This is a genomic window from Glutamicibacter sp. TV12E (assembly GCF_052441935.1).
Taxonomy (GTDB): domain Bacteria; phylum Actinomycetota; class Actinomycetes; order Actinomycetales; family Micrococcaceae; genus Glutamicibacter.
This window is the reverse complement of sequence record NZ_JBQVVF010000001.1, coordinates 3,681,815-3,708,357: the sequence shown is the minus strand read 5'-3', so window position 1 is coordinate 3,708,357 and position 26,543 is coordinate 3,681,815. Positions and strand designations below refer to the sequence as shown.

General features: G+C 63.4%; 22 protein-coding genes and 1 tRNA gene. 15 read left to right on the top strand and 8 right to left on the bottom strand.

All coding sequences use genetic code 11. From position 1 onward, the window contains the following. The first annotated feature begins 1 nt into the window (after window position 1). Window positions 2-862, top strand: a complete 861-nt coding sequence (locus ACT7DV_RS17540; protein WP_060701266.1) for a metal ABC transporter permease — start codon at window positions 2-4, stop codon at window positions 860-862. 93 nt (window positions 863-955) lie between these two features. Here the strand turns inward: ACT7DV_RS17540 and ACT7DV_RS17535 are convergent, their stop codons facing one another. Both ACT7DV_RS17535 and ACT7DV_RS17530 read right to left on the bottom strand, forming a co-directional pair. After that, window positions 956-2,431, bottom strand: coding sequence for an HNH endonuclease (locus ACT7DV_RS17535; protein ID WP_444664535.1), 1,476 nt, complete (start codon window positions 2,429-2,431; stop codon window positions 956-958). A gap of 129 nt (window positions 2,432-2,560) precedes the next feature. Further along, complete coding sequence (locus tag ACT7DV_RS17530; protein ID WP_444664534.1) at window positions 2,561-2,968, bottom strand: Fur family transcriptional regulator; 408 nt, start codon at window positions 2,966-2,968, stop codon at window positions 2,561-2,563. A 152-nt stretch (window positions 2,969-3,120) separates the two neighbouring features. Between ACT7DV_RS17530 and ACT7DV_RS17525 the strand changes: the two genes are divergently transcribed. The 4 genes from ACT7DV_RS17525 to ACT7DV_RS17510 are packed head-to-tail and all read left to right on the top strand — an operon-like array spanning window position 3,121 to window position 5,492. Next, the gene (locus ACT7DV_RS17525; protein WP_444664532.1) at window positions 3,121-3,816 is read left to right on the top strand and encodes an MBL fold metallo-hydrolase; all 696 of its coding nucleotides are present in this window, start codon (window positions 3,121-3,123) and stop codon (window positions 3,814-3,816) included. A gap of 5 nt (window positions 3,817-3,821) precedes the next feature. Further along, window positions 3,822-4,652 carry a sulfurtransferase gene (locus ACT7DV_RS17520; protein ID WP_444664530.1) on the top strand — a complete coding sequence of 277 codons (831 nt, stop codon included), beginning with the start codon at window positions 3,822-3,824 and terminating at the stop codon, window positions 4,650-4,652. 27 nt (window positions 4,653-4,679) lie between these two features. Then, window positions 4,680-5,108 carry an HIT family protein gene (locus tag ACT7DV_RS17515; protein WP_444664528.1) on the top strand — a complete coding sequence of 143 codons (429 nt, stop codon included), beginning with the start codon at window positions 4,680-4,682 and terminating at the stop codon, window positions 5,106-5,108. 6 nt (window positions 5,109-5,114) lie between these two features. Continuing rightward, entirely contained in the window at window positions 5,115-5,492 is a 378-nt protein-coding gene (locus ACT7DV_RS17510; RefSeq protein WP_444664526.1) for a hypothetical protein, read from the top strand. On the opposite strand, the gene ACT7DV_RS17505 is transcribed toward ACT7DV_RS17510, so the two are convergent. Next, window positions 5,446-6,615, bottom strand: a complete 1,170-nt coding sequence (locus tag ACT7DV_RS17505) for a Cmx/CmrA family chloramphenicol efflux MFS transporter (protein WP_444664524.1) — start codon at window positions 6,613-6,615, stop codon at window positions 5,446-5,448. The two genes, ACT7DV_RS17510 and ACT7DV_RS17505, sit on opposite strands and share 47 nt — an antisense overlap. Before the next feature lie 186 nt (window positions 6,616-6,801). Beyond that, window positions 6,802-10,740 (bottom strand): ATP-dependent RNA helicase HrpA, encoded by a 3,939-nt coding sequence (gene hrpA, locus ACT7DV_RS17500; protein WP_444664522.1) that lies wholly within the window; start codon window positions 10,738-10,740, stop codon window positions 6,802-6,804. 398 nt (window positions 10,741-11,138) lie between these two features. On the opposite strand from hrpA, the gene ACT7DV_RS17495 reads away from it, so the two are divergent. The 3 genes from ACT7DV_RS17495 (at window position 11,139) to ACT7DV_RS17485 (ending at window position 13,938) form a co-directional block, all read left to right on the top strand. Further along, on the top strand, window positions 11,139-12,134 hold the full coding sequence (locus ACT7DV_RS17495; RefSeq protein WP_444664520.1) for an ABC transporter substrate-binding protein: 996 nt from the start codon (window positions 11,139-11,141) through the stop codon (window positions 12,132-12,134). Window positions 12,135-12,233: 99 nt separating this feature from the next. After that, entirely contained in the window at window positions 12,234-13,154 is a 921-nt protein-coding gene (locus tag ACT7DV_RS17490; protein WP_444664518.1) for an ABC transporter permease, read from the top strand. Next, complete coding sequence (locus ACT7DV_RS17485) at window positions 13,147-13,938, top strand: ABC transporter ATP-binding protein (RefSeq protein WP_444664516.1); 792 nt, start codon at window positions 13,147-13,149, stop codon at window positions 13,936-13,938. Before ACT7DV_RS17490 ends, ACT7DV_RS17485 begins: the two co-directional genes overlap by 8 nt. 28 nt (window positions 13,939-13,966) lie before the next feature. Here the strand turns inward: ACT7DV_RS17485 and ACT7DV_RS17480 are convergent, their stop codons facing one another. From ACT7DV_RS17480 to ACT7DV_RS17465, 4 genes are all read right to left on the bottom strand, one after another. Further along, a complete protein-coding gene (locus ACT7DV_RS17480) occupies window positions 13,967-14,500 on the bottom strand; it encodes a GNAT family N-acetyltransferase (protein ID WP_444664881.1) in 534 nt (177 codons plus the stop codon). A gap of 10 nt (window positions 14,501-14,510) precedes the next feature. Then, on the bottom strand, window positions 14,511-15,014 hold the full coding sequence (locus ACT7DV_RS17475) for a hypothetical protein (protein WP_444664514.1): 504 nt from the start codon (window positions 15,012-15,014) through the stop codon (window positions 14,511-14,513). Between the two features lie 96 nt (window positions 15,015-15,110). Further along, window positions 15,111-15,833 (bottom strand): VIT1/CCC1 transporter family protein, encoded by a 723-nt coding sequence (locus ACT7DV_RS17470; RefSeq protein ID WP_171919452.1) that lies wholly within the window; start codon window positions 15,831-15,833, stop codon window positions 15,111-15,113. Between the two features lie 120 nt (window positions 15,834-15,953). Further along, window positions 15,954-16,029, bottom strand: a tRNA-Arg gene (locus ACT7DV_RS17465). A 167-nt stretch (window positions 16,030-16,196) separates the two neighbouring features. On the opposite strand from ACT7DV_RS17465, the gene argS reads away from it, so the two are divergent. The 7 genes from argS (at window position 16,197) to prfA (ending at window position 26,543) form a co-directional block, all read left to right on the top strand. Beyond that, entirely contained in the window at window positions 16,197-17,840 is a 1,644-nt protein-coding gene (argS, locus tag ACT7DV_RS17460) for an arginine--tRNA ligase (protein ID WP_444664512.1), read from the top strand. Window positions 17,841-17,847: 7 nt separating this feature from the next. After that, window positions 17,848-19,269 carry a diaminopimelate decarboxylase gene (gene lysA / locus ACT7DV_RS17455; protein WP_444664510.1) on the top strand — a complete coding sequence of 474 codons (1,422 nt, stop codon included), beginning with the start codon at window positions 17,848-17,850 and terminating at the stop codon, window positions 19,267-19,269. Further along, window positions 19,270-20,556: a homoserine dehydrogenase gene (locus ACT7DV_RS17450; RefSeq protein WP_444664508.1), complete on the top strand. Its 1,287-nt coding sequence runs from the start codon at window positions 19,270-19,272 to the stop codon at window positions 20,554-20,556. It begins immediately after the preceding gene. Window position 20,557: 1 nt separating this feature from the next. Then, window positions 20,558-21,658: a threonine synthase gene (gene thrC, locus ACT7DV_RS17445; protein ID WP_444664506.1), complete on the top strand. Its 1,101-nt coding sequence runs from the start codon at window positions 20,558-20,560 to the stop codon at window positions 21,656-21,658. A 129-nt stretch (window positions 21,659-21,787) separates the two neighbouring features. After that, window positions 21,788-22,720 carry a homoserine kinase gene (thrB, locus tag ACT7DV_RS17440; RefSeq protein ID WP_444664504.1) on the top strand — a complete coding sequence of 311 codons (933 nt, stop codon included), beginning with the start codon at window positions 21,788-21,790 and terminating at the stop codon, window positions 22,718-22,720. Window positions 22,721-23,056: 336 nt separating this feature from the next. Beyond that, on the top strand, window positions 23,057-25,306 hold the full coding sequence (gene rho / locus ACT7DV_RS17435) for a transcription termination factor Rho (RefSeq protein ID WP_444664502.1): 2,250 nt from the start codon (window positions 23,057-23,059) through the stop codon (window positions 25,304-25,306). Between the two features lie 163 nt (window positions 25,307-25,469). After that, window positions 25,470-26,543, top strand: coding sequence for a peptide chain release factor 1 (gene prfA, locus ACT7DV_RS17430; protein ID WP_444664500.1), 1,074 nt, complete (start codon window positions 25,470-25,472; stop codon window positions 26,541-26,543).

The window sequence follows — 26,543 nt, the reverse complement described above, 5'->3', positions numbered from 1 at the left end:
CATGAACTTTTCGGACTTCATCGACAAGGCATTTAACTTTGACGATTACGCCCAGCTTTTGCCGCTGGTTTCCAATTCGCTGATTGCCGGGGCCGTGCTCGGCGTTGTCGGCGGCTTGATCGGCATCTTCATCATGATGCGTGACATGGCCTTTGCCGTTCACGGAATCGCTGAGCTGTCCTTCGCAGGTGCCGCGTTTGCACTGCTCATAGGAGCTGACGTCGTGACAGGATCGGTATTCGGGTCGCTCGTCGCAGCGCTGATTCTTGGATTCCTTGGGACCAGAGCGCGTGATCGCAATTCCATTACCGGCGTGCTGATGCCATTTGGCTTGGGTCTAGGCATTTTGTTCTTGTCCCTCTATGAGGGGCGCAGCGCCAACAAGTTTGGGTTGCTGACCGGCCAGATAGTTGCAGTAGATGATGTGCAATTGACTGGAATGCTGGTGCTATCGCTTGTCGTAGTACTTGCCTTGATTCTTGTGTGGCGGCCGCTGACATTTGCATCCGTAGATCCGGTGGTAGCCAATGCCCGAGGTGTTCGCACCTCTGGATTGTCGATCTTTTTCATGGTGATCCTGGCGCTTGCGGTGGCGGTTACCATCCAGGTGGTTGGCGCGCTGCTGGTGCTTGCTCTGCTTATTACGCCTGCGGCTGCGGCAATGCGTATAACTTCCAATCCAGTTCTGACTGTGGTGCTGTCGATTGCGTTCGCAGAATTGGCCGTTGTTGGCGGTATCTTGTTGGCGCTAGCTGGCGCACTGCCGATTAGCCCGTATGTCACCACGATATCGTTCCTGATTTACGTCATCTGCCGTGGAATTGAATATGTGCGTTCTCCCCGAAGGCGTCATCAAGTGTAAGTGGAAGTTTTCAAATCGCCCCAGTTCATTTGGACTGGGGCGATTGCTGTCACCAGCCCACGTTCTACTCCCCGCACGGGCAGCTGCCCGCCTTCAGGCAGGGATATCCCCGATATCCGGCGGACCACTCCCGGTATCAGGCGGCTGGTTCAGCCAGTCCTCGAAGGCGCGCACCCAGTCGGCTTCGCTCATGCACTGCGGGTAGGGCTGATGCGCGAAACCTGTCGCCGGCGGCGCGGTGGAATGATACGTCGGTCCCATGCTGGTGCAGATTTTCATCCGGTGCGGCCCGCGGCAGATGACGATTTCCTGCCATCCGGGGGTTTCCTTCGCCTGGTTGCAGAACTTGCACCGCCCATCGGCGTTGGCCACGCAGGTAGGCCCTCCGAGGCAGGCCTGGGTGACGTGGTCGATTTCCTCGATCATCCCGTCGCAGAACGGGGTGCGGCAGCGCCGGTCCCGGGTTCTGATGAACTTCTTCATTTTCTCCGGGAAGATCCGCGCCGTGGAGTCCATCGCGATCAGCTCCCGGTCCCCGGGAGCGGTATAGAGGCGGATCAGCTCCACCGTGGTTTCCAGTGCGTGGATGAAGGCCGGGGGCCGGGCGGCGGCCATTTCCGCCAGGGTCATGTTGTTCAGGATTTCCTGCCCGGCGAGCAGTTCGCGCGCGTATTGCGGGGCGATGACCCCGTAGCCGTCCAGGTAGGCCGGCTGCCGGTCGCCGAGGAAGAGGGTCTTGTCGGTCATGATCAGCCCGACGCTCAGGTTGATGGGCACTGTCGCGTCCGGGCTGGTGCAGAAGCTGGCGAGGTAGTCGGCTTCGATTTGCGCGCGGGTGCGTTCGTCGCCGTGGGCTTTGAGGCTTGTGGATTTTGCCTTGATGTCGTTTTTCAGGGCCAGGCCGGCGATGATGGGCAGTTCGGCGTGGATGCTCATCATGCCGGTGGCGGGGTGCGGGGTGAATTTGATGCGGCGTTGCTCTTCGGCGCTTTTCTGCTCTTTGCACTGGTCGTCCGAGGCGTAGGCGAGGGTGAAGTCCTGGACGGTGTCGCTGATTTTCCTGGTGCCCTGGCAGGCGAACATCTGCGGGTTCTTGGCGTAGAGGTTGTCGAATTCGGTGCGGCGTTCGGCCTTGACGATGCGCAGCGGGGTGAGGATGGCGCGCATTTGGGCTTCGGTGAATTCGCCGCGGCTGTAGGCGGCGGCCAGGTGCGGGGTGTCGTTGAAGAGGATGCGGCAGTTTTCGAGGTATTCGCGGTAGCCGTGGGGGTCTGCTTGGCGGGCGAGGGCTATGGTGGCGGCGGTGCCGCGGTTCAGCTGCTTGAGGTTGCCGCGTTGGGCGTTGGCGCGCACGACGTTGATTTCTGCCTGGTGGGCGAGGGCTGCCTGGTGGTAGCGCAGGGAGGAGATGACGTTTTCCAGGCGGGCGATGCCGGTGAGGGATTCTTCGGCGGTTCCGTGGTCCCCGATCAGGGACAGGATGGATTCCAGTGTCTTGACCACGGCGGCGAAGGGGCCGTCGTGCTCTGGGCTGGGGGTGCCCGTGCGGGGGATCCTGGTTTCGGACATGTTCTTATTCTACGCGGGTTGATCGAACATGTCTTCGATAATTTGGTTGCGGATGGATAACTTTTAGAACACAGTAAAGCCACCAGTCAGCGACTGGTATTAGCTTGGAAGCTCATAGTAATTCAGATTTCAGGCGAGTGCTTTGGCGCGGCATTCAGCGCAGATGCCATAGATCTCGACGGTGTGTTCGGGCTCGGAAAAATCGTGTTCAGCAGCAACCCTCGCGGCCCAGCGTTCCACCGAAGGGGCTTGAACCTCGACGGTCTTGGAGCATGAACGGCACACGAGATGGTGGTGGTGGGTATCAGTGACGCACTGGCGGAAGCGGGCTTCGCCATCGCCCCTGCGAAGGACATCGAGCAGGCCGTCATCAGCCATGGACTGCAGCAAGCGGTAAACGGTGGCCAGGGAAACCTTCTTCTCGGAATCCTGCAACCAGCGGTGAAGCTGCTGGGCCGTAGCGAAATCGTCGATCTCGCTCAAGGCCTGCGTAACAGCCAATCGCTGCTTGGTGATCCGGGTTTCTGGCTGGGACATCTACGTGCACCATTCCTTGACTTCGTCGCGGGTCGGCAAAGGGCCTATCTGCTCGGCCGATCACTTGTACTTCCTCTCAATTTTAGCCAACTTTCCCAGATGATGCGTGTCTGTGGCTGGCACGGGCGGGGCGCGGAGCCTACGCTATGGATATGCGTATCAAAACCAGAGGCCATTCTTGTATTGAACTGAGCACGATCGACGGTTCGCTGCTGCTGGATCCTGGCGTCTTCTCCGATCTGACTGGCGTATTCGAAGGCAAGCACGCGGTGCTGGTGACACATGAGCATGCGGATCATGCCGACCGGAAGGCCATCGTCCAGGCGCTTGAAGCCAACTCTGTTTTAGAGCTCTACGCCCCCGCGGCGCTGGCCCGGGAATTGCGCGAGCAGCTCCCTTCGGCCGCCGCGGCCCAGGTGCACACGGTGTGCGCCGGGGCGGACTTCATCGTCGGCGGGATCAAGGTGCGCGCCACCGGTGGTACGCATGCCACAATCCACCAGTCGATCGACCTGGTTGCCAACGTCGGCTACCTGCTCGGTGACCACGCGGTGGGCCAGCCGGTGGTCTACCACCCCGGCGACAGCTATCACGTCCCGGTCGGCGTGCCTGTAGACATGTTGCTGCTTCCGGTCATGGCGCCCTGGGCGAAGATGTCGGAGGCCGCGGACTTCGCGACGGCGGTCAAGGCGGAGGCCTGGGTGCCCATCCACGATGGCCTGCTCAATGAACGCGGTGTCGCGCTGTTTGATCGCCAGCTGGGCGCGATCGCCGAACGCGATGGCAGCCAGTTTGCGCGCCTGGAGAATGGCGCCGAATACAAAGTCGAAGAACTCGTAGCAAGGTAGCGCAGATGAACCCTTTGATTTCCGCCCAAGAGCTGAAGGCCCTGCTTCCTGGCGAGTGCGTCCTGCTTGATGTCCGGTGGGTGCTCGGACGGGATGACGGTGCGCACGAGTATGCGCTCGGGCATCTTCCCGGTGCGGTGTTTGTCGATATGGAGCGGGAGCTGTCGGGCGCGGTGGGCGAACATACCGGGCGGCACCCGCTGCCATTGCCCGCGGACTTCGAGGCGGCCGCCCGGCGCTGGGGGATACACCCGCAGAGCCATGTGGTGGTGTACGACGATTCCGGCGCGCTGGCCGCGGCCCGGGCCTGGTGGCTGCTGCGCCATGCGGGGTTCGAGCAGGTTCAGGTGCTCGACGGGGGACTGGAGGCTTGGAGGCAAGCCGCGGGGCCGATCTCCACGCAAGCCCCCGAGGTGAGCCCCGGAACGGTGTCGCTGTCCTGGGGGCGGATGCCGGTGGTGGAATTCGACGAGCTGGAATCCCTGGGCGGGGTCTTGATCGATTCACGAGCCACGGTGCGGTATCTGGGGATCACCGAGCCGGTGGATCCGGTAGCCGGCCACATTCCCGGTGCGCTGAACCGCCCGACCACCGATAACCTCGATGAGCAGGCACGCTTCTACAGCCCGGAAGCCTTGCGGGCCGCCTTTGAAAAGCTGGGGGCGCAGCAGCCCGGATCGGCCGCCTACTGCGGCTCCGGGATTACCGCGGCCCATCAGGTGCTGGCTGCTGCCAGCGCCGGGATCGAACTCGGACTGTATCCAGGCAGCTGGTCCGAGTACTGCTCCTATCCGCAGGCGCCGATCGCCACCAGCGACGAAAAGCACCGCCACTAGATTTCCGCAACCCGAAGAAAGGCTGCCATGAGCACGCTGTTCAGCAAGATTATCCAGGGGCAGATCCCCGGCCGGTTCGTGTGGCAGGACGAAACCTGCGTGGCGTTCCTGTCCATCGGCCCGCTCTCCGATGGCCACGCCCTGGTGGTGCCGCGCGAGGAGGTCGACGAGTTCACCGATGCCTCAGAGCAGCTGCTCACGCACCTGACCTTGGTGGCGCAGAAGATCGGGAAGACCCAGAAGCGGGTTTTCGGCGCGCAGCGTGCCGGGCTGATGATCGCTGGCTTCGAGGTTCCGCACCTGCATGTGCATGTGTGGCCGACCAATTCGCTGGCGGATTTCGACCTGTCCAATGCGGCTGACAACCCGGATCCGCAGGCGATGGACAATAATGCGCAGAAGTTGCGCGACGGGCTGGTCGCCGACGGCCACGGCGAGTACGTGCCCGGGGCCTGAAAGCCGGTGGCGTTTGTTCGATACCAGTCGAGAACCGCCAATGCCCGTGGCGTGTATCCAGGGATCTTCTCCATGGCCAATGCCCTGGGCCGCGACGGAAAATACAGTTCCGAAGAGCAGGCGATTTGGTGTGCCGGGAATGACTGGTACAACGCGGCCTATCCGAATCCGAGCGATCTGCAGCCCGAGATCTACGATCACCAGATCAACCCGGGTGCGGTGGCGTGGTTCAAGGACAGCGCGTGGCATCTGCTGGAGCGCGTCGAGCCCTACCTGAGGCTGCTCGACGCGCACAAGATGCCCTGGCAGAAGCTGGAAAGCGAGGATCCGGGAACCGTTATCTACGAGGACGCGGTCCAAGTAATTGTGGTGCCACGAGGCTGATGAGCATGGCCAGCGCCACGAGAAATACAGCCACCCATACCGGGGCAAGCAGCCCGACACCGGCGCTGAGCGTGATTCCGCCAAGAACCGGCCCCAGCGCGCCACCGGCGTTCAGGGCCATGGTCGCGTAGGAACCGCCCATGGTTGGCGCACCAGTGGCAGCATGGATAACGCGGCCGATCAGCGTGCTGCCCACTGCGAATGACAAAAACCCTTGGGCAAATACGAGGGCCAGCAGCGCGGCGGGGCGTTCGGCCAGCAGCGCCAGAGCGATCCACCCGGCCAGCAACGGCGGGCCGCCCGTCGCCAGGACTGCCACGGGGCGTCGGTCCGAAACCCGGCCCGCGAGCGTAATGCCCGCAAAAGAACCGAGGCCAAAGAGCACTAGAACCAAAGGCACCCAAGGATCGGCTAACCCCGCAGTCGTGGTCACGAGCGGCGCGATAAAGGTGAAGACGGCAAAAGTTCCGCCATTGACCAAGGCCGCCAGCAGCATTGTTCCCGCCAATTGCGGCGTGAATAGCTCAGCCAGCTCAGTGATCAGTTGTGGCGCTCGATCGGTCGGCGCACCCTGGGCGCGGGAGACCGGCACTGCCATGAACACTCCAACTATTGCCGGAAGGCAAAGCGAGCCGATCACCCAGAAGACGCTGCGCCAGCCCACATGAGCGCCAAGCAGCGTTCCGGCGGGAACGCCGGCGATGGTCGCAGCGCTGGTGCCCGCCAGCAGGATTGCCAGGGCCCGGCCCTTGAGATGAGCTGGCGCCAGCCTCGTGGCAGTGTTCAAGGCGACTGCCAGGAATCCTGCGTTGGACACTGCACCGAGGATCCGGGTGGTGAGCAACAGCGCATAGTCCGGGGCGAGCGCGGCGGTGGCGTGGCTGATGGCAAAGAGCAACAGGCAGGACAAGAGTGTCGTCCGTTCGGGCAAGCGGCGGGACAGGGCTGCCATCAAGGGCGCACCGAAGGCCATTGAGATGGCGAAGGCCGAGGTCAGCAGGCCGGCGGCGGCCACGTCGACGTTCAGGTCGGTGGCGATCGCCGGAAGCAGGCCGGCGAGCATGAATTCGGATGTGCCCATGACGAAAACCGCCAAGGCAAGGAAGTAGAGGGCAAAAGGCATGGAGGACTCCGAGGTGTTGGAACAAGAATGAGTTCTTCTTGCCACCGCGGACAGCACCCGGGTACCCCTGAATACGACCGCACCAGGTGCGGACGCAGGACTAGCGCACTGCGGGGCTGACGGCGTGGCCGGCAGCCCCATAGGCGTCTGATTCGGGACTCGACATGCCCTACACTTTACCGCAGGCTATAGCTGCGCCAGCCCGTCCTTCATCGCCTTGCGGATGCGCTTTTCGCTCACCGAATAGGCCGTCCCCAGCTCCTGGGCAAAGAGCGAGATGCGCATTTCCTCCAGCATCCACTTCACCTGCGCCAGCATCGCCGGAACGCGTGCGCCCTGTGGCACTTTCTCCAGCGCGCTGTCGTACTCGTCTTCCAGCTTCTGGATCACCACCAGCGCCTGCGAGTCGCGGGTGACCGCGCCGGCGCGCAGCTTCTCCAGGCGCTTTTCGATGCCGGCCACATAGCGCGGCAGGCGCATCAGATTCGCCGCTCCCGTGGCGGCGATGAACCCCGGATAAATCAGCTGCTCCAGCTGCGAGCGGATATCGGTGACCGCTGCGAACATGGCCAGGGACTTGGTGCTCGTCAAATCCTTGTTGATGCGGGTGGACGCGCCGAACACCTTGGCCACGATCGCGGTGATCGTGAAGATGGTATCGATCTGCTCGGCGCGCACCGCTTCAAAGAGGGCCTCGAAGCCTGCCCGGTTCATCGGCAGCTTCTGTGGAACCAGCTGATCCACCGCGGCCATGGTGCAGTCGGCGATCAATTTGTCGATCGAGCCGTGCGGGTTCTGCGTGAAGACCAGCTTCTCCGCGTTGTTCAGGTGCGAGATCACGAATTTTGCCGCCGGCGGCAGGCGCAGCATCAGCAATCGGATCACGCCGCTGCGGTGGGCAGCATCGCGTTCGGCTTCGCTGCGGAAGACCGTCAAATCCACGGTGGTGCCGTTGTCGATCAGCCCCGGGTAGGCGGTGATCTGCTGGCCCATCACGGTGGTGGTCACCTTGGCCGGCAGGGTATCGCCCAGGGTCTGGCCCGAAGGCTCCAGTTGCGGCCAGGTCTCCAGGGCCTTCTGGTCCCAGGCGCCGGTGGCCGCCGAAGCCTGGGCCTTCTTGCGCTGGCTGGCAGCAGCCACGGGCTTCCCGGGCTTGCCAGGATTTCCAGCACCGGGGGAGTTGACCCCGCTGGCCAGTGCGGTCCGGTTGGCGGCGGCGAATTTGTACTGCAGGGCGGCCAGGTCATCGCCCTGGCCGAGCACCTTGCCCGAAGCGTCGGTGATGGTGAAGCCAAAGCGCAGGTGCGGCGGCAGCGTGGCGAAGTCGAAGACCGCAGGGTCGACCACCATGCCGCGCAGCCGGCGCAATACCAGCGCCAGGGATTCGGCCAGATCGTCGGCGGACGGATCGAAGTCGGCGTTGAGCATTTCAAGCGCCTTGGCCGCTACATCCGGGGCGGGCACGAAGTTCTTGCGAATCGACTTGGGCATGGAGCGGATCAGTGCGGTGATCAGCTCGTGGCGCAGGCCCGGGATCAGCCAGGCGAAACGCGCCGGATCCAGCTGGTTCAAGAACACCACCGGAACGCTGAGCGACACGCCGTCGCCCTCGGAGCCGGCGGCGGCAGGGTTGTATTCGTAGCTCAGCGGCAGGTGGATGGAACCAAGCTGCCAGGTGGTCGGGAACAGTGTTTCGTCCAGTTCCCCGCCATCGGCCAGCAGGGCTTCGGGATCAAAGTCCAACAGCGCCGGATCGGTGGCCCGGGCTTTCTTCCACCAGCGGTCGAAATGCCGCTCGGAATAAACCTGGGCGCCGACCCGGGCGTCGTAGAACGCGAAGAGGTCATCGTCGCTGATCCGCAAATCATGCCGGCGCATGCGGGTTTCGAGCTCTTCCACCTCTTCGAGCAGGGCCTGGTTCTTGGCGAAGAACTTGTGGTGGGTCCGCCAATCGCCCTCGACCAGCGCGTGGCGGATGAACAGCTCGCGCGCCAGGTCCGGATCAACGCGCCAGTAGTGGAACTGGCGGCGGGGAATGATCGGCAGGCCAAAGAGCGTGACCTTCTCATAGCCCATCACCGATCCGGTGCGCTTGGACCAATGCGGTTCGGAGTGCGTGCGCTTGAGCAGGTGAGGGGCCACTTCTTCCACCCATTCGGGCGCGATGGCCGCATTCACCCGGGCCCAAAGGCGCGAAGTTTCCACCAGCTCGGCGGACATGACCCAGGTGGGGGACTTCTTGAACAGTCCCGATCCGGGGAAGATCGCAAAACGGGTGCCGCGCGCGCCCAGATAATCGCGCTTGCGCTCATCGTAGAGGCCAATATGCCCCAGCAGCCCGGCCAGCAGCGACTTGTGGACTTGGTCCTCATTGCCCGCGGGATCGATCGGTGCGGCCGCCACGGTGATGCCCAGCGGCTTGGCCAATTGGCGCAGCTGGGTGAATAGATCCTGCCATTCGCGAACGCGCAGGTAGTTGATGAATTCGGACTTGCACAACCTGCGGAAGGCCGAGGAGGACAGCTGCTTTTGCTGTTCCTGCAGATAGGCCCACAGGTTCAGCAGCGCGATGAAGTCGGACTTCTCGTCGGCGAAGCGCTTATGCATTTGAACCGCGCGTTCGCGCTGCCCGGTCTCCTCGCTGGGGCGTTCGCGCGGGTCCTGGATGCTCAGCCCGGCGGCCAGCACCATGAGCTCCTTGGCGACACCGCGATCCGCGGACTCCACTATCATTCGGCCCAAGCGCACATCCAGCGGCAACTGGGCCAGCTTGCGCCCGATATCGGTGAGCTTGGCGGCCTTGTTGGATTCCAGGGCGCCGAGCTCGCGCAAGAGGTTCACGCCATCGGTGATGGCGCGGGCTTCGGGCGGCTGCACAAAGGGGAACTGGGCCACCTCGGTGGCGGAGGAGACCACGCCCATGGAGATCATCTGCAGGATCACGCTGGCCAGGTTGGTGCGCAGGATTTCCGGGTCGGTGAATTCGGGGCGCGCCTGGTAGTCGGGCTCGGAGTACAGCCGGATCGCGATGCCCTCGGAGACACGGCCGCAACGCCCCGATCGCTGGTTGGCGCTGGCCTGCGAAACACGCTCGATCGGCAACCGCTGCACCTTGGTGCGGTGCGAGTAGCGCGAGATGCGGGCGGTGCCGGTATCGATCACGTACTTGATGCCCGGCACGGTCAGCGAGGTTTCGGCCACGTTGGTGGCCAGGATGATGCGCGGGGCGCCGCCCGGGTGGAAGACCCGGTGCTGCTCGGCCAGCGAAAGCCGGGCGAACAGCGGCAGCACCTCGTAGCGCGGCATGCGCTGATTGGAGGCGACCAGGGCGCGCAGGGCCTCGGCGGCGTCGCGGATTTCGCGTTCCCCGGAGAAGAAGATCAGAATGTCTCCCGGGGCTTCGCGGGACAGCTCCTTGACCGCGTCGGTGACCGCATCGAGCGGGTCGCGCTCTTCTTCCAGGGAGTTCTCGTCGGCGTTCTCGGCGTCCAGCTCGGCTTCGGCCTGCAATGGCCGGTAACGCAGTTCCACCGGGAAGGTGCGCCCGGAGACCTCGATGATCGGGGCCGGTTCAATCTCGCCCGATGGCAGCGGCGTCCCGAAGTGCGCGGCAAATCGTTCCGGGTCGATGGTGGCCGAAGTGATGATGATCTTCAGCTCGGGGCGCCGGGGCATGATCTGCTTGAGGTATCCGAGCAGGAAGTCGATATTCAGGCTGCGCTCGTGGGCCTCGTCGATGATGATCGCCGAATATCTTTTCAGCAGGCGGTCGCGCTGGATTTCGGCCAGCAGAATGCCGTCGGTCATGACCTTCAGCTTGGTATTGCGCGAAACCTCGCCGGTGAAGCGCACGTGGAAGCCGACTTCGTCACCGATCTGGGTGCCCATTTCCTCGGCAATACGCTCGGCTACGGTGCGCGCGGCGAGGCGCCGGGGCTGGGTGTGCCCGATCATGCCCTGCTCGGCCAGGCCGAGTTCGATGAGCATTTTGGGCAGCTGGGTGGTTTTGCCCGAACCGGTTTCGCCGGCAATGACAACTACCTGGTTCTCACGCACCGCCTTGAGGATGTCTGCGCGACGGGATGAGACCGGGAGGGCTTCGGGATACGTAATGCTAAGCGCCATGATGTTCCCATTCTATTCGTGCCACGCGCATTCGTGGTGGCCGCCGGGCCGAAGCCCGGGTCGACACCAAAAATGCGCCGTGGGGAGCAGCGCGCCAAGAGTCAAATTTTCAGATTGTCCAAGCAATTGTCGACAACTTAAGGCCGAGAAATACAAAACTTCCAGATACCGGCGCAATCCGGATAATTTGTGTCCACTAGAATCCAGATCAAGATGCAAACGTCTAGGAATCAACCTTGATCGTAGTCAAGGTGAGGTCGTTCACATGTAAGATCGAGGGTAATCATCGACGTGTTGCCTGGACGGTTCCCGCATGCTGCGCAGCTGTTGCGCTTCATAACCGGGCATCCGCGCTATCGGTGGGATTCACTCGCAAGGGAACTTTGAAAGGAACTTCAATGAAGAGCTTCACCGCCATGAAATTCGCTGCAATTGCAGCAGCTGGTGCACTGGCCTTGACCGCTTGTGGCGGCAGTGGCGACGGGGGCACGGTTGCTGGCGGCGACGATGCTGTCAAGATCGGCATTTCCCAGTTCGTCTCGCACCCTTCGCTTGACGCCGTAGTCACCGGTTTCAAGGCTGGCATGGAAGAAGCCGGCTACACCGGCGACAAGATCGAATACGACATGAACAACGCCGAAACCGATCAGGCAACCAACACCTCGATCGCCGGCAAGCTCGCCGCCGATTCGGATATCGACCTGGTGTTGGCAGTTGCCACCCCTTCAGCCCAGGCTGCAGCGCAGGCGATCACCAACGTTCCAGTGCTCTTCTCCGCCGTCACTGACCCGGTAGATGCCAAGCTGGTAGCCTCCAGCGAAGCGCCTGGGGCCAACGTCACCGGCACCTCGGATATGAACCCAGTCGACGAGCAGCTGCAACTGGTCAAGGACCTGGCGCCTGACGCCAAGAAGGTCGGAATCGTCTACTCCTCGGGTGAAGCCAACTCGGCCGTCCAGGTGAAGATGGCTGAGGAAGCGGCCAAGTCCCTGGGCCTGACCATCGAGAAGGCGGCAGTGTCGGCATCGAGCGAAGTCCAGCAGGCGGCCAGCTCGCTGGATGTGGATGCATACTACGTGCCAACCGATAATGCAGTGGTTTCCGCTCTGGAAGGCCTGCTGCAGGTCGCCGAGAAGAACAACGTCCCAGTGATCTCCGCTGACGGCGAGTCCGTCAAGCGCGGTGCCACGGCAACCTATGGAATCAACTACGAGAAGCTGGGCGAGCAGACCGCCGCCATGGCCGTGAAGATTCTCAAGGGCGAAGCCGAACCGGCAACCCTGCCAGTGGAGACCATCTCCGAGGTTGATCTCTACCTGAATGAAAAGGCCGCCAAGAAGGTCGGCGTTGAATTCACCGATGAGATGAAGAAGGAAGCCGTCGAGGTTTACTAAACCCCGGCAACAACTTACCGACGCAAGGCGGGGCGCATAACCTGATGCCTCGCCTTTCGTCGTGACTACTCGCAAAACTTACAACTCAAGGATCCACACATGATCACAGCGGTTGAACTCGGCCTGATTTACGCCATCATGGCGCTCGGGGTGTACCTGACCTTCCGTATCCTGGACTTTCCCGACCTGACCGTCGACGGCAGCTTCACCACCGGTGCCGCCGTTGCCTCGGTCGGAATCGTGAATGGGATGAACCCATGGCTGGCCACGGTGCTGGCCTTCTTCGCCGGCATGGTTGCCGGTGTCATCACCGGCCTGCTGCATACCAAAGGCAAGATTGATGGCCTGCTCGCCGGTATTTTGACCATGATCGCGCTGTACTCGATCAACCTGCGCATCATGGGCAAGGCCAATACGCCGCTGCTCGGGGAGGAGACCCTGATCAGCCCGATGCGAGCCTCGGGCATCCTCGGATCCTGGGCATCGGTCGCGATTTTCTTCGCCGTGTGCCTGGCATTGGTTGCGGTGATCGTCTGGTTCCTGCACACCGAATTGGGCATGGCCATGCGCGCCACCGGCGATAACCAGGAAATGATCCGCTCCTTCGGCGTGAGCACCGACAACCAGAAAATCCTGGGCCTGGCGCTGTCCAATGGCTTGGTGGCCCTGTCCGGCGCGGTAATCGCCCAGTACCAGGGCTTCGCCGATATCGGCATGGGCATCGGCCTGATCCTGATCGGCCTGGCTTCGGTCATCGTCGGCCAGGCCATCTTCACCCAGCGCTACATCTGGCTCGCTGCCATCGCCGTGGTCTTCGGCGCGGTGATCTACCGCCTGGTCATCCAGCTGGCACTCTCGGCCGGTCTGCAGGTCAACGACATGAAGCTGATTTCCGCGGTGCTCGTGGTGGTCGCGCTGCTGCTGCCGAAGTGGAAGGGCTGCCAGAAGATCATCAAGACCTTCACGAAGCGCCCGCAACCCGTTACCGAATCCAAGGAAGAGGTTCGCTCCAATGCTTGAAATCAAGAACCTGTCGCGTACGTTCTTCCCCGGAACCGTGAACGAGCGCAAGGCACTGCGCAACATCAACCTGAACCTGGCTGACGGCGAATTCGTCACCGTCATCGGCTCCAATGGCGCTGGCAAATCCACGGTGCTGAATATGGTGGCAGGCAAACTGCAGCCGGATGCCGGCTCGGTGACCATCGGCGGCAAGAACGTCACCAAGCTGGCCGATTACCAGCGCGCCAAATACATCGGCCGCGTTTTCCAGGACCCGATGGCCGGAACCGCCCCGACCATGTCCATCGAGGAGAACATGGCCCTGGCCTACGCCCGCGGACGTTTCCGCGGTCTGGGCCTGGGTGTGGGTGCCAAGCGCCGGGAACTGTTTGTCGAGGAGCTCAAGAGCCTGGAACTCGGGCTGGAAAAGCGCCTGAAGACCAAGGTGGGGCTGCTTTCCGGCGGCCAGCGCCAGGCGCTGAGCCTGCTGATGGCTACCTTCTCCAAGCCGAAGATCCTGCTGCTTGATGAGCACACCGCCGCCCTGGATCCGCAGCGTGCGGCGCTGGTCTCGCGCTTGACCAAGGAAATTGTTGAACGCCACCAGCTGACCACCCTGATGGTCACGCACAATATGGAACAGGCGCTCGCCCTGGGCACCCGCTTGATCATGATGCACGATGGGCAGATCATTCTGGATTTGAACCAGGAAGAGAAGTCCAAGATGACCGTCAAGGACCTGCTCGACGAGTTCGGGAAGATCAAGGGCGCGCAGCTCGACGACAAGACCATGCTCCAGTAATTACAGCGAACAGCAACAAGGGCTTTGCCTAACCCTCGAGGTCGGCAAAGCCCTTGCTGCGATAACCATGTTCTCGGCTCAGCTTCTTTCGCAATAGGAACTCGATTCGACCCGAGGTTTCACTAATGAGTTCCTGGCCAGTGTGCTGGTATCCACAGGACAAGTACAGCTCGATCGCACGCGAATTATCGGCAATTACCCATAAGCGGAGTTCCAAGTGGCCGGCGTTCGCTGCATGGCGGTCCACCTCGTCTAAGAGTTTGCGTGCGACGCCTTGCCCCCAGAAATCCGGCGCAACGGCGACGTAGTAAATTTCCAGATAGCCATCGTGGGGTGCGCAGAGCGTGAATCCGGCGGGTTTTCCGTCTTTGGAGGCCATTACGAGCCTGGCCTCCGGCAGTGCCATGCGACGTTGAACTCCAGCTAGCGCTTGGTTGCGGTCTGCGGTCATGGGCCTGTGATCGCGTTGCGCGGCAGCTTGCGCCCAGATCCTCGCAGCATGGTCAATGCATTGCGAATCCTGCCGCGTCGCTCCTATAAAGGTGAGCGATGAGTCGTCCATGCGCATAGTGCTAAGACCTCAGATCCAAGGTGCAGGAATGTCCGGTCGCAAGGCCGTCCGCGACAAAATCCAGGACCAACCGCCCGGCTTCTTGCGGGGGAGCGGGGGCATAGATCCACGTGGCTTCCCAAGGCGATTCAAGCGAGGCTCTCTCACCACCGACCCACATGTATTCCGTGCCCAAATCGTCTGTCACTTCAGCTTCGATGCGCTCGAAAAATTTATCACTCGGCAATGGCGGTGCACTTCCGGCGATGCTTGCTCCATGCACTTCGAGCTGAGCCTTCCAAGCTTCGTTCGTGCTGCAGAGGTCCGCGTCGAGTTGACGGGTCACTTCATTGAGCACGGCACGCAGCGTGAACTCAAAACTTGAAGTGAACCCGACATCGAAGTCTTTGGATTCAAAGTGCCAAGGCGGGAGTTCGGTAGATAAATTGAGCCCGGCAAAAGCAACATCAACGCCTCGGTGGGCGGCGACGATTAGATCGTGCGGAGCTGATTCCATGCGTGCCATGGCATCAGACTACACAGCGAGCCATCGAAGATACCCTTCGCTAAAGGATGCGCCGTGTCTGCCTAGCCACCAATCGAAGTGGCAAGTGCGTTTGCTCTAGATAATTCCGCTGGAGCCGAGCAGCGAACCAACGAAGAATGTCGCAGCCAAGGCCAGCGCGCCACCGATAACCAGCCGGAGCGCTGAGACCCGTTTGGAGCTTCCACCGATGTAGGCGCCGAGCGTTCCGGTGAGCGCCAGGGCAACAAGCACCGCGGCAAAGGTCACGGGAATGCGGATCTGTTCCGGTGGCAGCATGATAGCAAGCATGGGCAATATCGCGCCCACCACGAAAGCCGCGGCGGAAGCATAGGCCGCATGCCAGGGGTTGGCCTCTTCTTCTTCGTCGATATTCAGCTCTGCCGACAAATGGGCTGCCAGCGGATCGTGTGCGGTCAGTTCGGTGGCCACCTGCATCGCGGTTTGCCGGCTCAGCCCCTTCGCCTGGTAGATGCCGGCAAGCTCAGCGAGCTCTGCCTCAGGATCTTCGGCGAGCTCTTGGCGTTCCTTCTCCACCAGGGCGCGCTGGGAATCCCGCTGGCTGCTGACCGAAACATACTCGCCCAGTGCCATGGAGATGGCACCGCCGATCACCGCGGCCATTCCGGCAATGAAGATCGGGGCTGACTGGTTGGTGACTCCTGCTACGCCTACGACGGTCGCCGCCACCGAGACAATGCCGTCGTTGGCGCCGAGCACCCCGGCACGCAGCCAGTTGAGGCGTTCGGCGAAATTCAGGTCATGAGGTTCGCCGGGATGGGCATTAGCTGATTGGCTCATGCCCCAAGATAAGCACCGGGCGCACGATCAGCGCTAGTTCTTGCTCGACAGGGGATGGGGAAAACGGCGATCCGAGAATAAAAAATTGCAGGCCCGGATGAACCAGGACCTGCAATTTGCTGGTGCCCCTGAAAGGAATCGAACCTTCGACCTTCTGCTCCGGAGGCAGACGCTCTATCCACTGAGCTACAGAGGCGTGTTGCTGGGCAACAGAAGAAATACTATCAGGTGGTGTGCTGATCTGCGCAATTCGAGCAGCCAGGTTGTGCTGTGTTGCAAAAGTCACCGAACCCGTCAAGCCTCACAGCCGCGGGGGAGTCATGAATGCTGAATATGCGGTGCAATTACCGGTATTCTTGAACGGTGACTCCTGAAGAACTCTCCGCAGCAATATCCGCATGCCTCACCGAAGCCGTCGCCGCTGGTGAAATCTCCGTTGAGGTTCCAGACACCGTGCGTGTCGACCGTCCCAAGAGCCGTGAGCACGGTGACTGGGCAACCAACATCGCGCTGCAGCTGGGCAAGAAGGCCGGCATGGCCCCGCGCGACTTCGCGCAGATCCTTGCCCGACGCCTTGCCGAGGTTCCAGGAGTCGGCGCCGTGGACATCGCAGGCCCCGGCTTTTTGAACATTACCCTCGAAGCTGGCGCTGCCGGCGAGCTGGCCCGCACCATCGTCGACGCCGGTCCAGCCTATGGCAGCAACCAGGCACTGGCCGGCCACGTGGTCAACATGGAGTTCGTTTCGGCGAACCCAACCGGTCCGCTGCACATCGGCCACACCCGCTGGGCTGCCCTGGGCGATGCGATCTCGCGCGTCCTGCGCGCTTCGGGCGCCTCGGTCACCAGCGAGTACTACATCAACGACGCCGGCAACCAGATGAACGTCTTCGCCCGCTCGGTCTACAACCGCATCCATGGCCTGCCGGTTCCCGAGGGCGGCTACCCAGGCGAATACATCAAGGAACTGGGCGACATCGTTTTGGCTCAGAACCCTGAATTGGGCGAACTGGAAGAAGCCGAAGCCATCCCCGCGCTGCGCGATGCCGCCTACAAGGCGCAGCTGGCAGACATCAAGTCGACCCTGGCAGACTTCGGCGTCAGCTTCGACGTGTACTTCTCCGAGACCGCCCTGCACGAAGGCGGGGCCGTGGCCGACGCCGTAGCCCGCCTGCGCGAGCAGGGCCACATCTTCGACCAGGAGGGCGCCGTCTGGCTGCGCACCACCGACTTCGGCGATGACAAGGATCGCGTGCTGATCCGCGCCAATGGCGAGCCGACCTACTTCGCCGCTGACGCCGCCTACTACCTGTCCAAGAAGGACCGCGGCTTCGAAGAGAAGATCTACCTGCTCGGAGCCGACCACCACGGCTACGTCAACCGCCTCAAGGCCATTGCCGCCTGCGCGGGGGATGACAAGGAAAAGAACATCGAGGTGCTGATCGGCCAGCTGATTTCGGTCAACGGCGCCAAGCTCTCCAAGCGCGCCGGCAACATCATCGAGCTGCGCGATTTGATCAACTGGATCGGTGCCGACGCGCTGCGCTACTCGCTGGCCCGCTTCCCGGCTGATTCGCCCATCGCGCTGGACCCGGAGCAGCTGAAGAAGAACACCAACGACAACCCGGTGTTCTACGTGCAGTATGCCCACGCCCGCTCGGCCGCAGCGGCCCGCAATGCCGCCGCCAAGGGCGTAACCCGCGACGAGTTCGATGCCGCGCTGCTGACCGACCCAACCGAAAACGAGCTGCTGGCAGTGCTCGGCCAGTTCCCCTCGGTGGTTGCAGGCGCTGCTGAATTCCGCGAACCGCACCGCATCGCCCGCTACCTGGAGCAGGTCGCAGGCGCCTACCACTCCTGGTACGCCGCAACCCGCATCACCCCGGTGGCTGAGGACGAGGCGATCTCCCCGGTGCACAGCACCCGCCTGTGGCTGAACGACGCCGCCACCACCGTCTTGGCAAATGGATTGGAACTGCTGGGCGTTTCCGCCCCAGAGAGGATGTAAATAGCCGATGGCCGTATCGCCGCTAGCCCCGCAATGGCTGCAATTCCCCGAAAACATCAACGCGCTTCGCCAGATCGAATGGGCTTCGGGGGTTTCCCGCGAAGCTAGCGGCGAACTGTCCGTCCAGGGCATCCCGGTCAGCACGCTCGCCGAAGAATTCGGCACGCCGCTGTTTGTGCTCGACGAGAACGACTTCCGCGACCGCGCCCGCGGTTTCAAGACCGCCTTCGACCAGGCGTTCAAGGAATTGTGCGGGGCAGTAGACGTCTACTACGCCGGCAAGGCATTTGTCTGCACCGAGGTGGCCCGCTGGGTGACCGATGAGGGGCTGCGCCTGGACACCTGCTCCGGCGGCGAATTGGCAGTGGCCCAGGCCGCCAGCGTTCCCGCTGCGAATCTCTCGCTGCACGGAAACAACAAGTCCGCCGCGGAGATCACCCGGGCCATCACCATGGGCGTGGGGCGCATCGTCATTGATTCGCTCGATGAACTCGAACGCGTCATCACCCTGGCCGGCTCCTTGGGCCGCACCGCGGAAGTGATGCTGCGGATAACCCCGGGAGTGCACGCGTCGACCCATGAGGCGATCGCCACCGCCCATGAGGACCAGAAGTTCGGCCTGTCGATCCTGGCCGATGCCACCGGCACCTCGCCAGCGCTGCGCGCCGTGGCCCGTGCCATCGAAGCAAAGAACGTGAACCTGCTGGGCCTGCACGCCCACATCGGTTCGCAGATCTTCGAAGCCGAGGGCTTCGCCATGGTCGCGCGCACCATGCTGGGCTTGCTCGCGCAGATCCGCGAGATCCACGGCGTGGCGCTGCCCGAGCTGGATCTGGGTGGCGGCTACGGCATTGCCTACACCTCCGAGGACCACCCCTCGACCCCTGCGAAGCTGGCCAGCCAGATGGCCGAGGTCGTTGCGGCGACCTGCCAGGAACTGGCGCTGGACTGCCCGCGCATCTCGATCGAGCCGGGCCGCGCCATCGCCGGGCCCACCACCTTCACCCTCTACGAGGCAGGCGTCCGCAAGGACGTCCAGGTGGAGGACGCCAGCGGAGAGCTGTTCCCGCGCCGCTACATTTCGGTGGATGGCGGCATGAGCGACAACCCGCGCCCGGTGCTCTACGACGCGCAATACACCGCCGTGCTCGCTGGCCGTATGACGCAAAGCGACGCAATTATTTCTCGCGTAGTTGGGAAACATTGCGAGTCAGGTGACATAGTCGTGAAGGACGTTTACCTGCCCGAAGACGTGGCCGCTGGCGACTTGCTCGCGGTTCCGGCCACCGGCGCCTACTGCTGGGCCCTGTCGAGCAACTACAACTACCTCACCCGCCCCGCGGTGGTAGCGGTACGCGATGGCCAAGCCCGCCTGATCGTGCGCAGGGAAACCGAAGACGACTTGCTAGCCCGCGACATGGGAGTTTAATTGAGCGGCGAAAAGAACCTGAAGGTAGCCCTGCTGGGTTGCGGCACGGTCGGAGCCCAGGTGGCCCGGGTCCTGCTGGAAGACGCGAATGAACTGGCATCCCGTTCGGGTGCCGGGCTGCAGCTGATCGGCATTGCGGTGCGCAACCTGGAGACCAAGCGCGATGTGGACCTGCCCAAGGAGCTTTTCACCACCGATGCGCTGTCACTGATCGAACAGGCCGATGTGGTCATCGAGCTGCTCGGCGGGCTGGACCCGGCCGGGCAGTACATCGCCGCCGCCCTGTCCAAGGGCGCCAGCGTGATCACCGGCAACAAGGCGCTGATCGCCCTCAAGGGCGCCGAGCTGAACGAGGTGGCCGCAGGCAGCGGCGCCCAGCTGCGCTACGAGGCCGCCGTGGCCGGGGCCATCCCGATCCTGCGCCCAATCGCCGATTCGCTGGCCGGGGACCACATCACCAAGGTGATGGGCATCGTCAACGGCACCACCAACTTCATCCTGGACGCCATGGACACCACCGGCGCGGCCTTTGACGACGTGCTGGCCGAAGCCCAGGCGCTGGGCTACGCCGAAGCCGATCCGACCGCCGACGTGGGCGGGCACGATGCCGCGGCCAAGGCCGCCATCCTCGCCTCGCTGGCTTTCCACACCACCGTCTCCTCGGAACAGGTTTCCACCCAAGGCATCACCGAGGTCACCGCCGAGGACGTGGCCGCCGCTGCCGAGGCCGGCTACGTGATCAAGCTGCTGGCCATCGCCGAACAGGGCGATGCAGGCATTTCGGTGCGTGTCTACCCGGCGCTGATCCGCCGCGGCCACCCGCTGGCCACCGTTCACGGGGCCTTCAATGCGGTCTTCGTCGAAGCCGAAAACGCCGGGGACCTGATGTTCTATGGCGCCGGGGCCGGCGGCAATGCCACCGCCAGCGCCGTGATGGGCGACGTGGTCGCCGTGGCACGGCAGATCGCCGCCGGCGCGCCGCTGCCCAACGGCTCGGTGCACCAGCGCCCGCGGATGCTGGATTTCGACGCGATCACCACCCGCTACTGGATCGGCCTGTCGGTCAAGGACCAGTCCGGGGTGCTCGCGGCCATCGCCACCGTCTTTGGCGAGCATGGCGTGTCGATCCAGTCGATGAGCCAGCAGGGCGACGCGCACTCCGGTGCGCAGCTGCGCATCCTCACCCACCAGGGCACCGAATCGGCCCTGGCCAGCACCGTCGAAGCACTCAAGGCCTTGGACGCGGTGCATTCAGTACTATCCGTTATGCGAGTTGAAGGAAACTAACGTGGCTCACCAGTGGCGCGGAGTAATCCGCGAATATGCCGAACGCCTGCCAGTAGACGAGAACACCAAGGTCATCACCCTGGGCGAGGGTGGAACCCCGTTGGTCTATGCCCCGGCCCTGTCGGCTCACACCGGCAACGAGGTGTACCTCAAGGTCGAGGGAATGAACCCGACCGGATCCTTCAAGGACCGCGGAATGACCATGGCGATGACCGCTGCGGTCGCTGCCGGAGCCAAGGCCGTGGTCTGCGCTTCCACCGGCAACACCTCCGCCTCGGCTGCGGCCTACGCCACCCAGGCCGGCCTGAAGTGCGCGGTGCTGGTGCCGGACGGCAAGATCTCCATGGGCAAGCTCTCCCAGGCCATCGCCCACGGCGCGGACATCATCCAGATCGACGGCAACTTCGACAACTGCCTCGAAGTGGCTCGAAAGCTGAGCGAAAACTATCCGGTGTTCCTGGTCAACTCGGTAAACCCAGCCCGCATCCAGGGCCAGAAGACCGGCGCCTTCGAGGTTGTCGACTTCCTGGGCGACGCTCCCGACTACCACCTGCTGCCAGTGGGCAACGCGGGCAACATCACCGCGTACTGGAAGGGCTACAAGGAGTATTCCTCCATGTGGACCAACGAGGCGGGCAAGGAATTGGAACCGGTTTCCACCAAGAACCCGATCATGTGGGGCTTCCAGGCCGCCGGCGCAGCGCCGATCGTGGCCGGCCACCCGATCACCGAACCCGACACCATCGCCACCGCCATCCGCATCGGCAACCCAGCCTCCTGGGAACAGGCCGAGGCGGCACGCGACGAGTCCGGCGGGCAGATCGACTCGGTCACCGATGAGCAGATCCTCGAAGCGCACCGCTGGCTCTCGGCCCGCGAAGGCGTGTTCGTGGAGCCAGCTTCGGCCGCCGGCGTGGCCGGACTGCTCAAGCACCACGCCGCAGGCAACGTGCCCACCGGCAAGAAGATCGTCATCACCGTCACCGGCCACGGACTGAAGGACCCGGACTGGGCCCTGAAGCAGGCCGATGGCTCCGAGGTCGCGCCGAAGAAGGTGGCCTTCGACGTGGTCGAGGTCGCCGGCGCACTGGGCCTGGCCTAGACCCTTCTGCCGGGAATTCCCGGCACCACACGGCCCGCCGCGCGCAGAAGCGATCCCGCTGGGATCAGCCGTCAGCCGCGGCGGGCCGTGGTCCATTAACCCTTGACCTGTTCTGACACTGAAGGAACCATGACTGCGCAGATCGCCCTCGGCCAGCACCTGATCGTTTGCCCGCCCGCCACCTCCGCCAACCTTGGCCCGGGCTTTGACTCGCTGGGCCTGGCCCTGGAATACCGGGACCGCCTGGAAGTGCGCACCGCGCAGTCCAGCAACGTGCAGATTGACGGCGAGGGTGCCGGCGAGCTGCCGACGGATGAATCGCACCTGATCATCAAGGAAATGCGCCGCTACTGGGCCAAGGCAGGATTTGAAGCGGCCGGGGTGCAGCTGATCGCCCACAACCGCATTCCGCACGCCCGCGGCATGGGCTCTTCGGCGGCGGCCATTGTTGCCGCCTACGCCGCGGCCGACGCGCTGTTGCCCGAAGGATCGCGCGGTGGCACCGAAGCGGTCTTCCAGGCCGCCGCGCAGTGGGAAGGCCACCCCGATAATGTGGCACCGGCCGTTTTTGGCGGCCTGAGCATTTCCTCGACCAGCGCCGATGGCAGCTTCAGCTCGGTTCAGGTTCCCTTGCACCAGGATTTGCGCGCGGTGCTGGCCATCCCCTCCAACGGGCTGTCCACCGAGGTGGCCCGCGGCGCCTTGCCCGCCCAGGTGGGCCACTCCATCGCCGCCGCCAACAGCGCGAGCGCTGCGCTGCTGATTCACGCCTTGAGCAACGACCCGTCGGTGCTGCTGGCCGGAACCAAGGACTATCTGCACCAGGACTATCGCGCGGCATCCATGCCGCAGAGCGCCGCGCTGATCGCAACGCTGCGCGAGGCTGGACTGGCAGCGGTGGTTTCCGGGGCCGGGCCGACCGTGCTGACCTTGGTGGCCGGCGACGGGCAGGTGGCCGAGGTGCTGGCCAGGATTGACGAATTTTCTGCCCATTCCACGGTGTCGTGGCGTGCGGAAGTTCCCACCCTGGCCGCCAACGGTGTTACAGTAGAAGTGCTGTAGCACTATGGCAGGCCGGATTGCTGGGTCGTTACCCGGTTCAAATCCCTTTTGGCCAGTGTTGCTGCGGATAAGTTCGGTTCTTGAACCCCATTTTGTCCGTCCAGCCGTTCCGGATCTTCCTGCCGTTCACAGCACCTTTGATATCCCACATTCATGCACAGCCTCGTGCCGTCGAGATATCAGTTTCCTCATATTCCACCGCAGTTTAGTGCCCTGAACCCTGGGCTCGCTCGGTGGAGCGTGGAGCAACCATGAAATCTTCGGCTGCTGCACAATATTTACGGCACAGTGGGCCTGCCTTGAAGCGGCCCATCCTACGAGTCAGAAGGAACTTTCGTGACCGAAACCACGAGCCTCAACGAAGGCGTGGACACCAAGACTTCCGAAACCAAGAGCGCCGGCCTGGCCTCTTTGAAGATGACCCAGCTCCAGCAGCTGGCTTCGCAGCTGGGCATTACCGGCGGATCGCGAATGCGCAAAGCCGACCTGGTCAAGGCCATCGGCGATCACCAGCGTGGCGGCTCCGTTGCCTCCAAGGACGCCAAGGCCGCCAAGGCTGACACCGAATCAGCTGCAGCGCCAGCCGAGCAGCCAAAGGAAACCAAGGCCCGCTCCCGCCGCGCACCGAAGGCAGAAGCCAAGGTCGAGGCCGAAGCAGCACCTGAGGCACAGCCTGCCGCCGAGCCAGCTGCCGCCGAGCAGAAGCCAGTGCGCACCCGCCGTCCATCGCGCCGCGTGACCGACTCGGGCAAGGCCCCGGTCGCCGCCGAAGCGAAGGCCGAGGCGCCGGAAGCTGCCAGCGAAACCGAAGCAGCAGCATCGGAGCAGAAGGCTCCGCGCCAGCGCCGCAACTCCAAGGCCAAGGCAGAAGCCGCCGCCGAGCAGCCAGCAGCGAACGCCGAGCCAAAGGCCGAAGCCGCTGAGGGCAACGGCGAAGCCCGCGAGGAGCGCCGCGAGCGCAACAACAACCGCCGCGATCGCAACAACCGCCGTGAGCGGAACAACGACCGCGCCGAGCGCAATGACCGCGGCGAGGCCGCCGAGTCGGAGAGCAACGGCGAGGCCCGCGAAGAGCGCCGCGAGCGCGGCAACCGCCGTGAGCGCAACAATGACCGCCCCGAGCGCAATGACCGCGGCGAGGCCGCCGAGTCGGAGAACAACGGCGAGGCCCGCGAAGAGCGCCGCGAGCGCGGCAACCGCCGTGAGCGCAACAATGACCGCGCCGAGCGCAACAACGATCGCACCGAGTCCAGCGAGACCGAGGGCGGCGAAGAGCGCAATAACGATCGCAATGATCGCAATAACCGCCGCGAGCGCAACAACGATCGCAATGATCGCAATAACCGCCGCGAGCGCAACAACGATCGCAATGAGCGCAACAACGACCGCAATAACCGCAACCGCCGCAACCGCCGTGATGACGACGAGCCGCAGCTGAGCGAAGACGATGTCGTGTTGCCGGTCGCGGGCATCCTGGACGTGCTGGAGAACTACGCGTTCGTCCGCACCTCCGGCTACTTGCCAGGCCCCAACGACGTCTACGTCACCCTGGGCCAGGTAAAGAAGTACAACCTGCGCAAGGGCGACGCCATTGTTGGCGCCATCCGCCAGCCGCGCGAGGGCGAGACCCCGAACCCGCGCCAGAAGTTCAACGCCCTGGTGCAGCTGACTTCGGTCAACGGCAAGAAGCCGGAAGACAACCGCGAGCGCGTCGAGTTCAACAAGCTCGTTCCGCTGTACCCAACCGAGCGCCTGCGCCTGGAAACCGATCCGAAGCTGGTCGGCCCGCGCGTCATCGACCTGGTTGCGCCGATCGGCAAGGGCCAGCGCGGCCTGATCGTTTCGCCACCCAAGGCCGGCAAGACCCTGATCCTGCAGGCCATTGCGAACGCGATCACCATCAACAACCCAGAAGTGCACCTGATGATGGTGCTCGTTGATGAGCGTCCCGAAGAAGTCACCGACATGCAGCGCACCGTGAAGGGCGAGGTCATCGCCTCGACCTTCGACCGCCCGGCCGATGACCACACCACCGTGGCCGAGCTGGCTATCGAGCGCGCCAAGCGCCTGGTGGAAATGGGCATGGATGTCGTGGTCCTGCTGGACTCGATGACCCGCCTGGGCCGTGCCTACAACCTCTCGGCTCCAGCCTCGGGCCGCATCCTCTCCGGTGGTGTGGACTCCGCTGCGCTGTACCCGCCAAAGCGCTTCTTCGGTGCTGCCCGCAACATCGAAAACGGCGGTTCGCTGACCATCCTTGCCACCGCACTGGTGGAGACCGGGTCCAAGATGGACGAGGTCATCTTCGAGGAATTCAAGGGAACCGGCAACATGGAACTGCGCCTCTCGCGCCAGCTGGCAGAGAAGCGCATCTTCCCGGCCGTCGATGTCAACGCGTCGAGCACCCGCCGCGAAGAGCAGCTGATGAGTGCCGAAGAGGTTCGCATCATGTGGCGCCTGCGCCGCATGCTCTCGGGCATCGATCCGCAGCAGGCACTGGAAGTGCTCACCGGCAAGATCCGCGAAACCGGATCCAACGCAGAATTCTTGATGCTGGTCAACAAGACCACCCCGAACAAGGATTAGCGCCCCTGCCCGCCATGGCGTCCAGCCAGCCTGCCACACCGGCAGCTGGCTGGACGCCATCGGCGCGTAGTGACCCGAAAACCAACTAGAATTTATTCCCAGCAGCCCGAAGCGCCGATCCGGCCCGGCTGCGCGGACACCGCCGACAAGGAAGCACACCACCATGTTCGAATCCGTCAAGACGCTACTAGAAGAGCATGCACAGATCCAGGCGCAGCTCTCGGATCCGGCGGTGTACGCCGACCAGGCGCTGGCCCGCAAGCTCGGACGTCGCTCCGCACAGCTCAACGGCATCGTCGAAGCCTACAACCGCTGGCACAACGCCACCGAGGATCTGGAAGCTGCCCGCGAAATGGCAGATGAAGACCCGGATTTCGCCGAAGAGGTCGAGACCCTGAGCGCGGCACTGCCTGAATTGCAGGAAAAGCTGCGCCGCCTGCTGATTCCGCGCGACGAGAATGACGGACGCGATGTGATCCTCGAGGTCAAGGGCGGCGAAGGCGGCGACGAGGCGGCGCTGTTCGCAGCCGACCTGCTGCGCATGTACACCCGCTACGCCGAGAACAAGGGCTGGAAGGTGGAGATGATCTCCTTCAACGAGTCCGACCTTGGCGGCTACAAGGACGCCCAGGTGGCCATCAAGGGCAAGTCGAGCGACCCGGCTGAAGGCGTCTACGCCCAGCTGAAGTTCGAAGGCGGCGTGCACCGCGTGCAGCGCGTGCCGGTGACCGAATCCCAGGGGCGCATCCACACCTCGGCAGCCGGCGTCCTGGTGCTGCCAGAAGTCGACGAACCAGAAGAAGTCGAGATCCACCAGAATGACCTGAAGATCGACGTCTACCGCTCCTCGGGCCCCGGCGGCCAGTCCGTGAACACCACCGACTCCGCGGTGCGCATCACCCACATGCCCACCGGCATCGTGGTGGCCATGCAGAACGAGAAGTCGCAGATCCAGAACCGCGAAGCCGCCATGCGCGTGCTGCGCTCGCGCCTGCTGGCCCACCAGCAGGAGATCATCGACCAGGAGAACTCGGCCCAGCGTGCCAGCCAGATCCGCACCATGGACCGTTCCGAGCGCATCCGCACCTACAACTACCCGGAAAACCGCATTGCGGATCACCGTACCGGGTACAAGGCCTACAACCTGGATGCCGTGATGGACGGCGACCTGCAGCCGGTGATCGAATCCTGCATCCAGATGGACGAGGAAGAGCGCCTGGCAGCGCTGGGCGAGTAA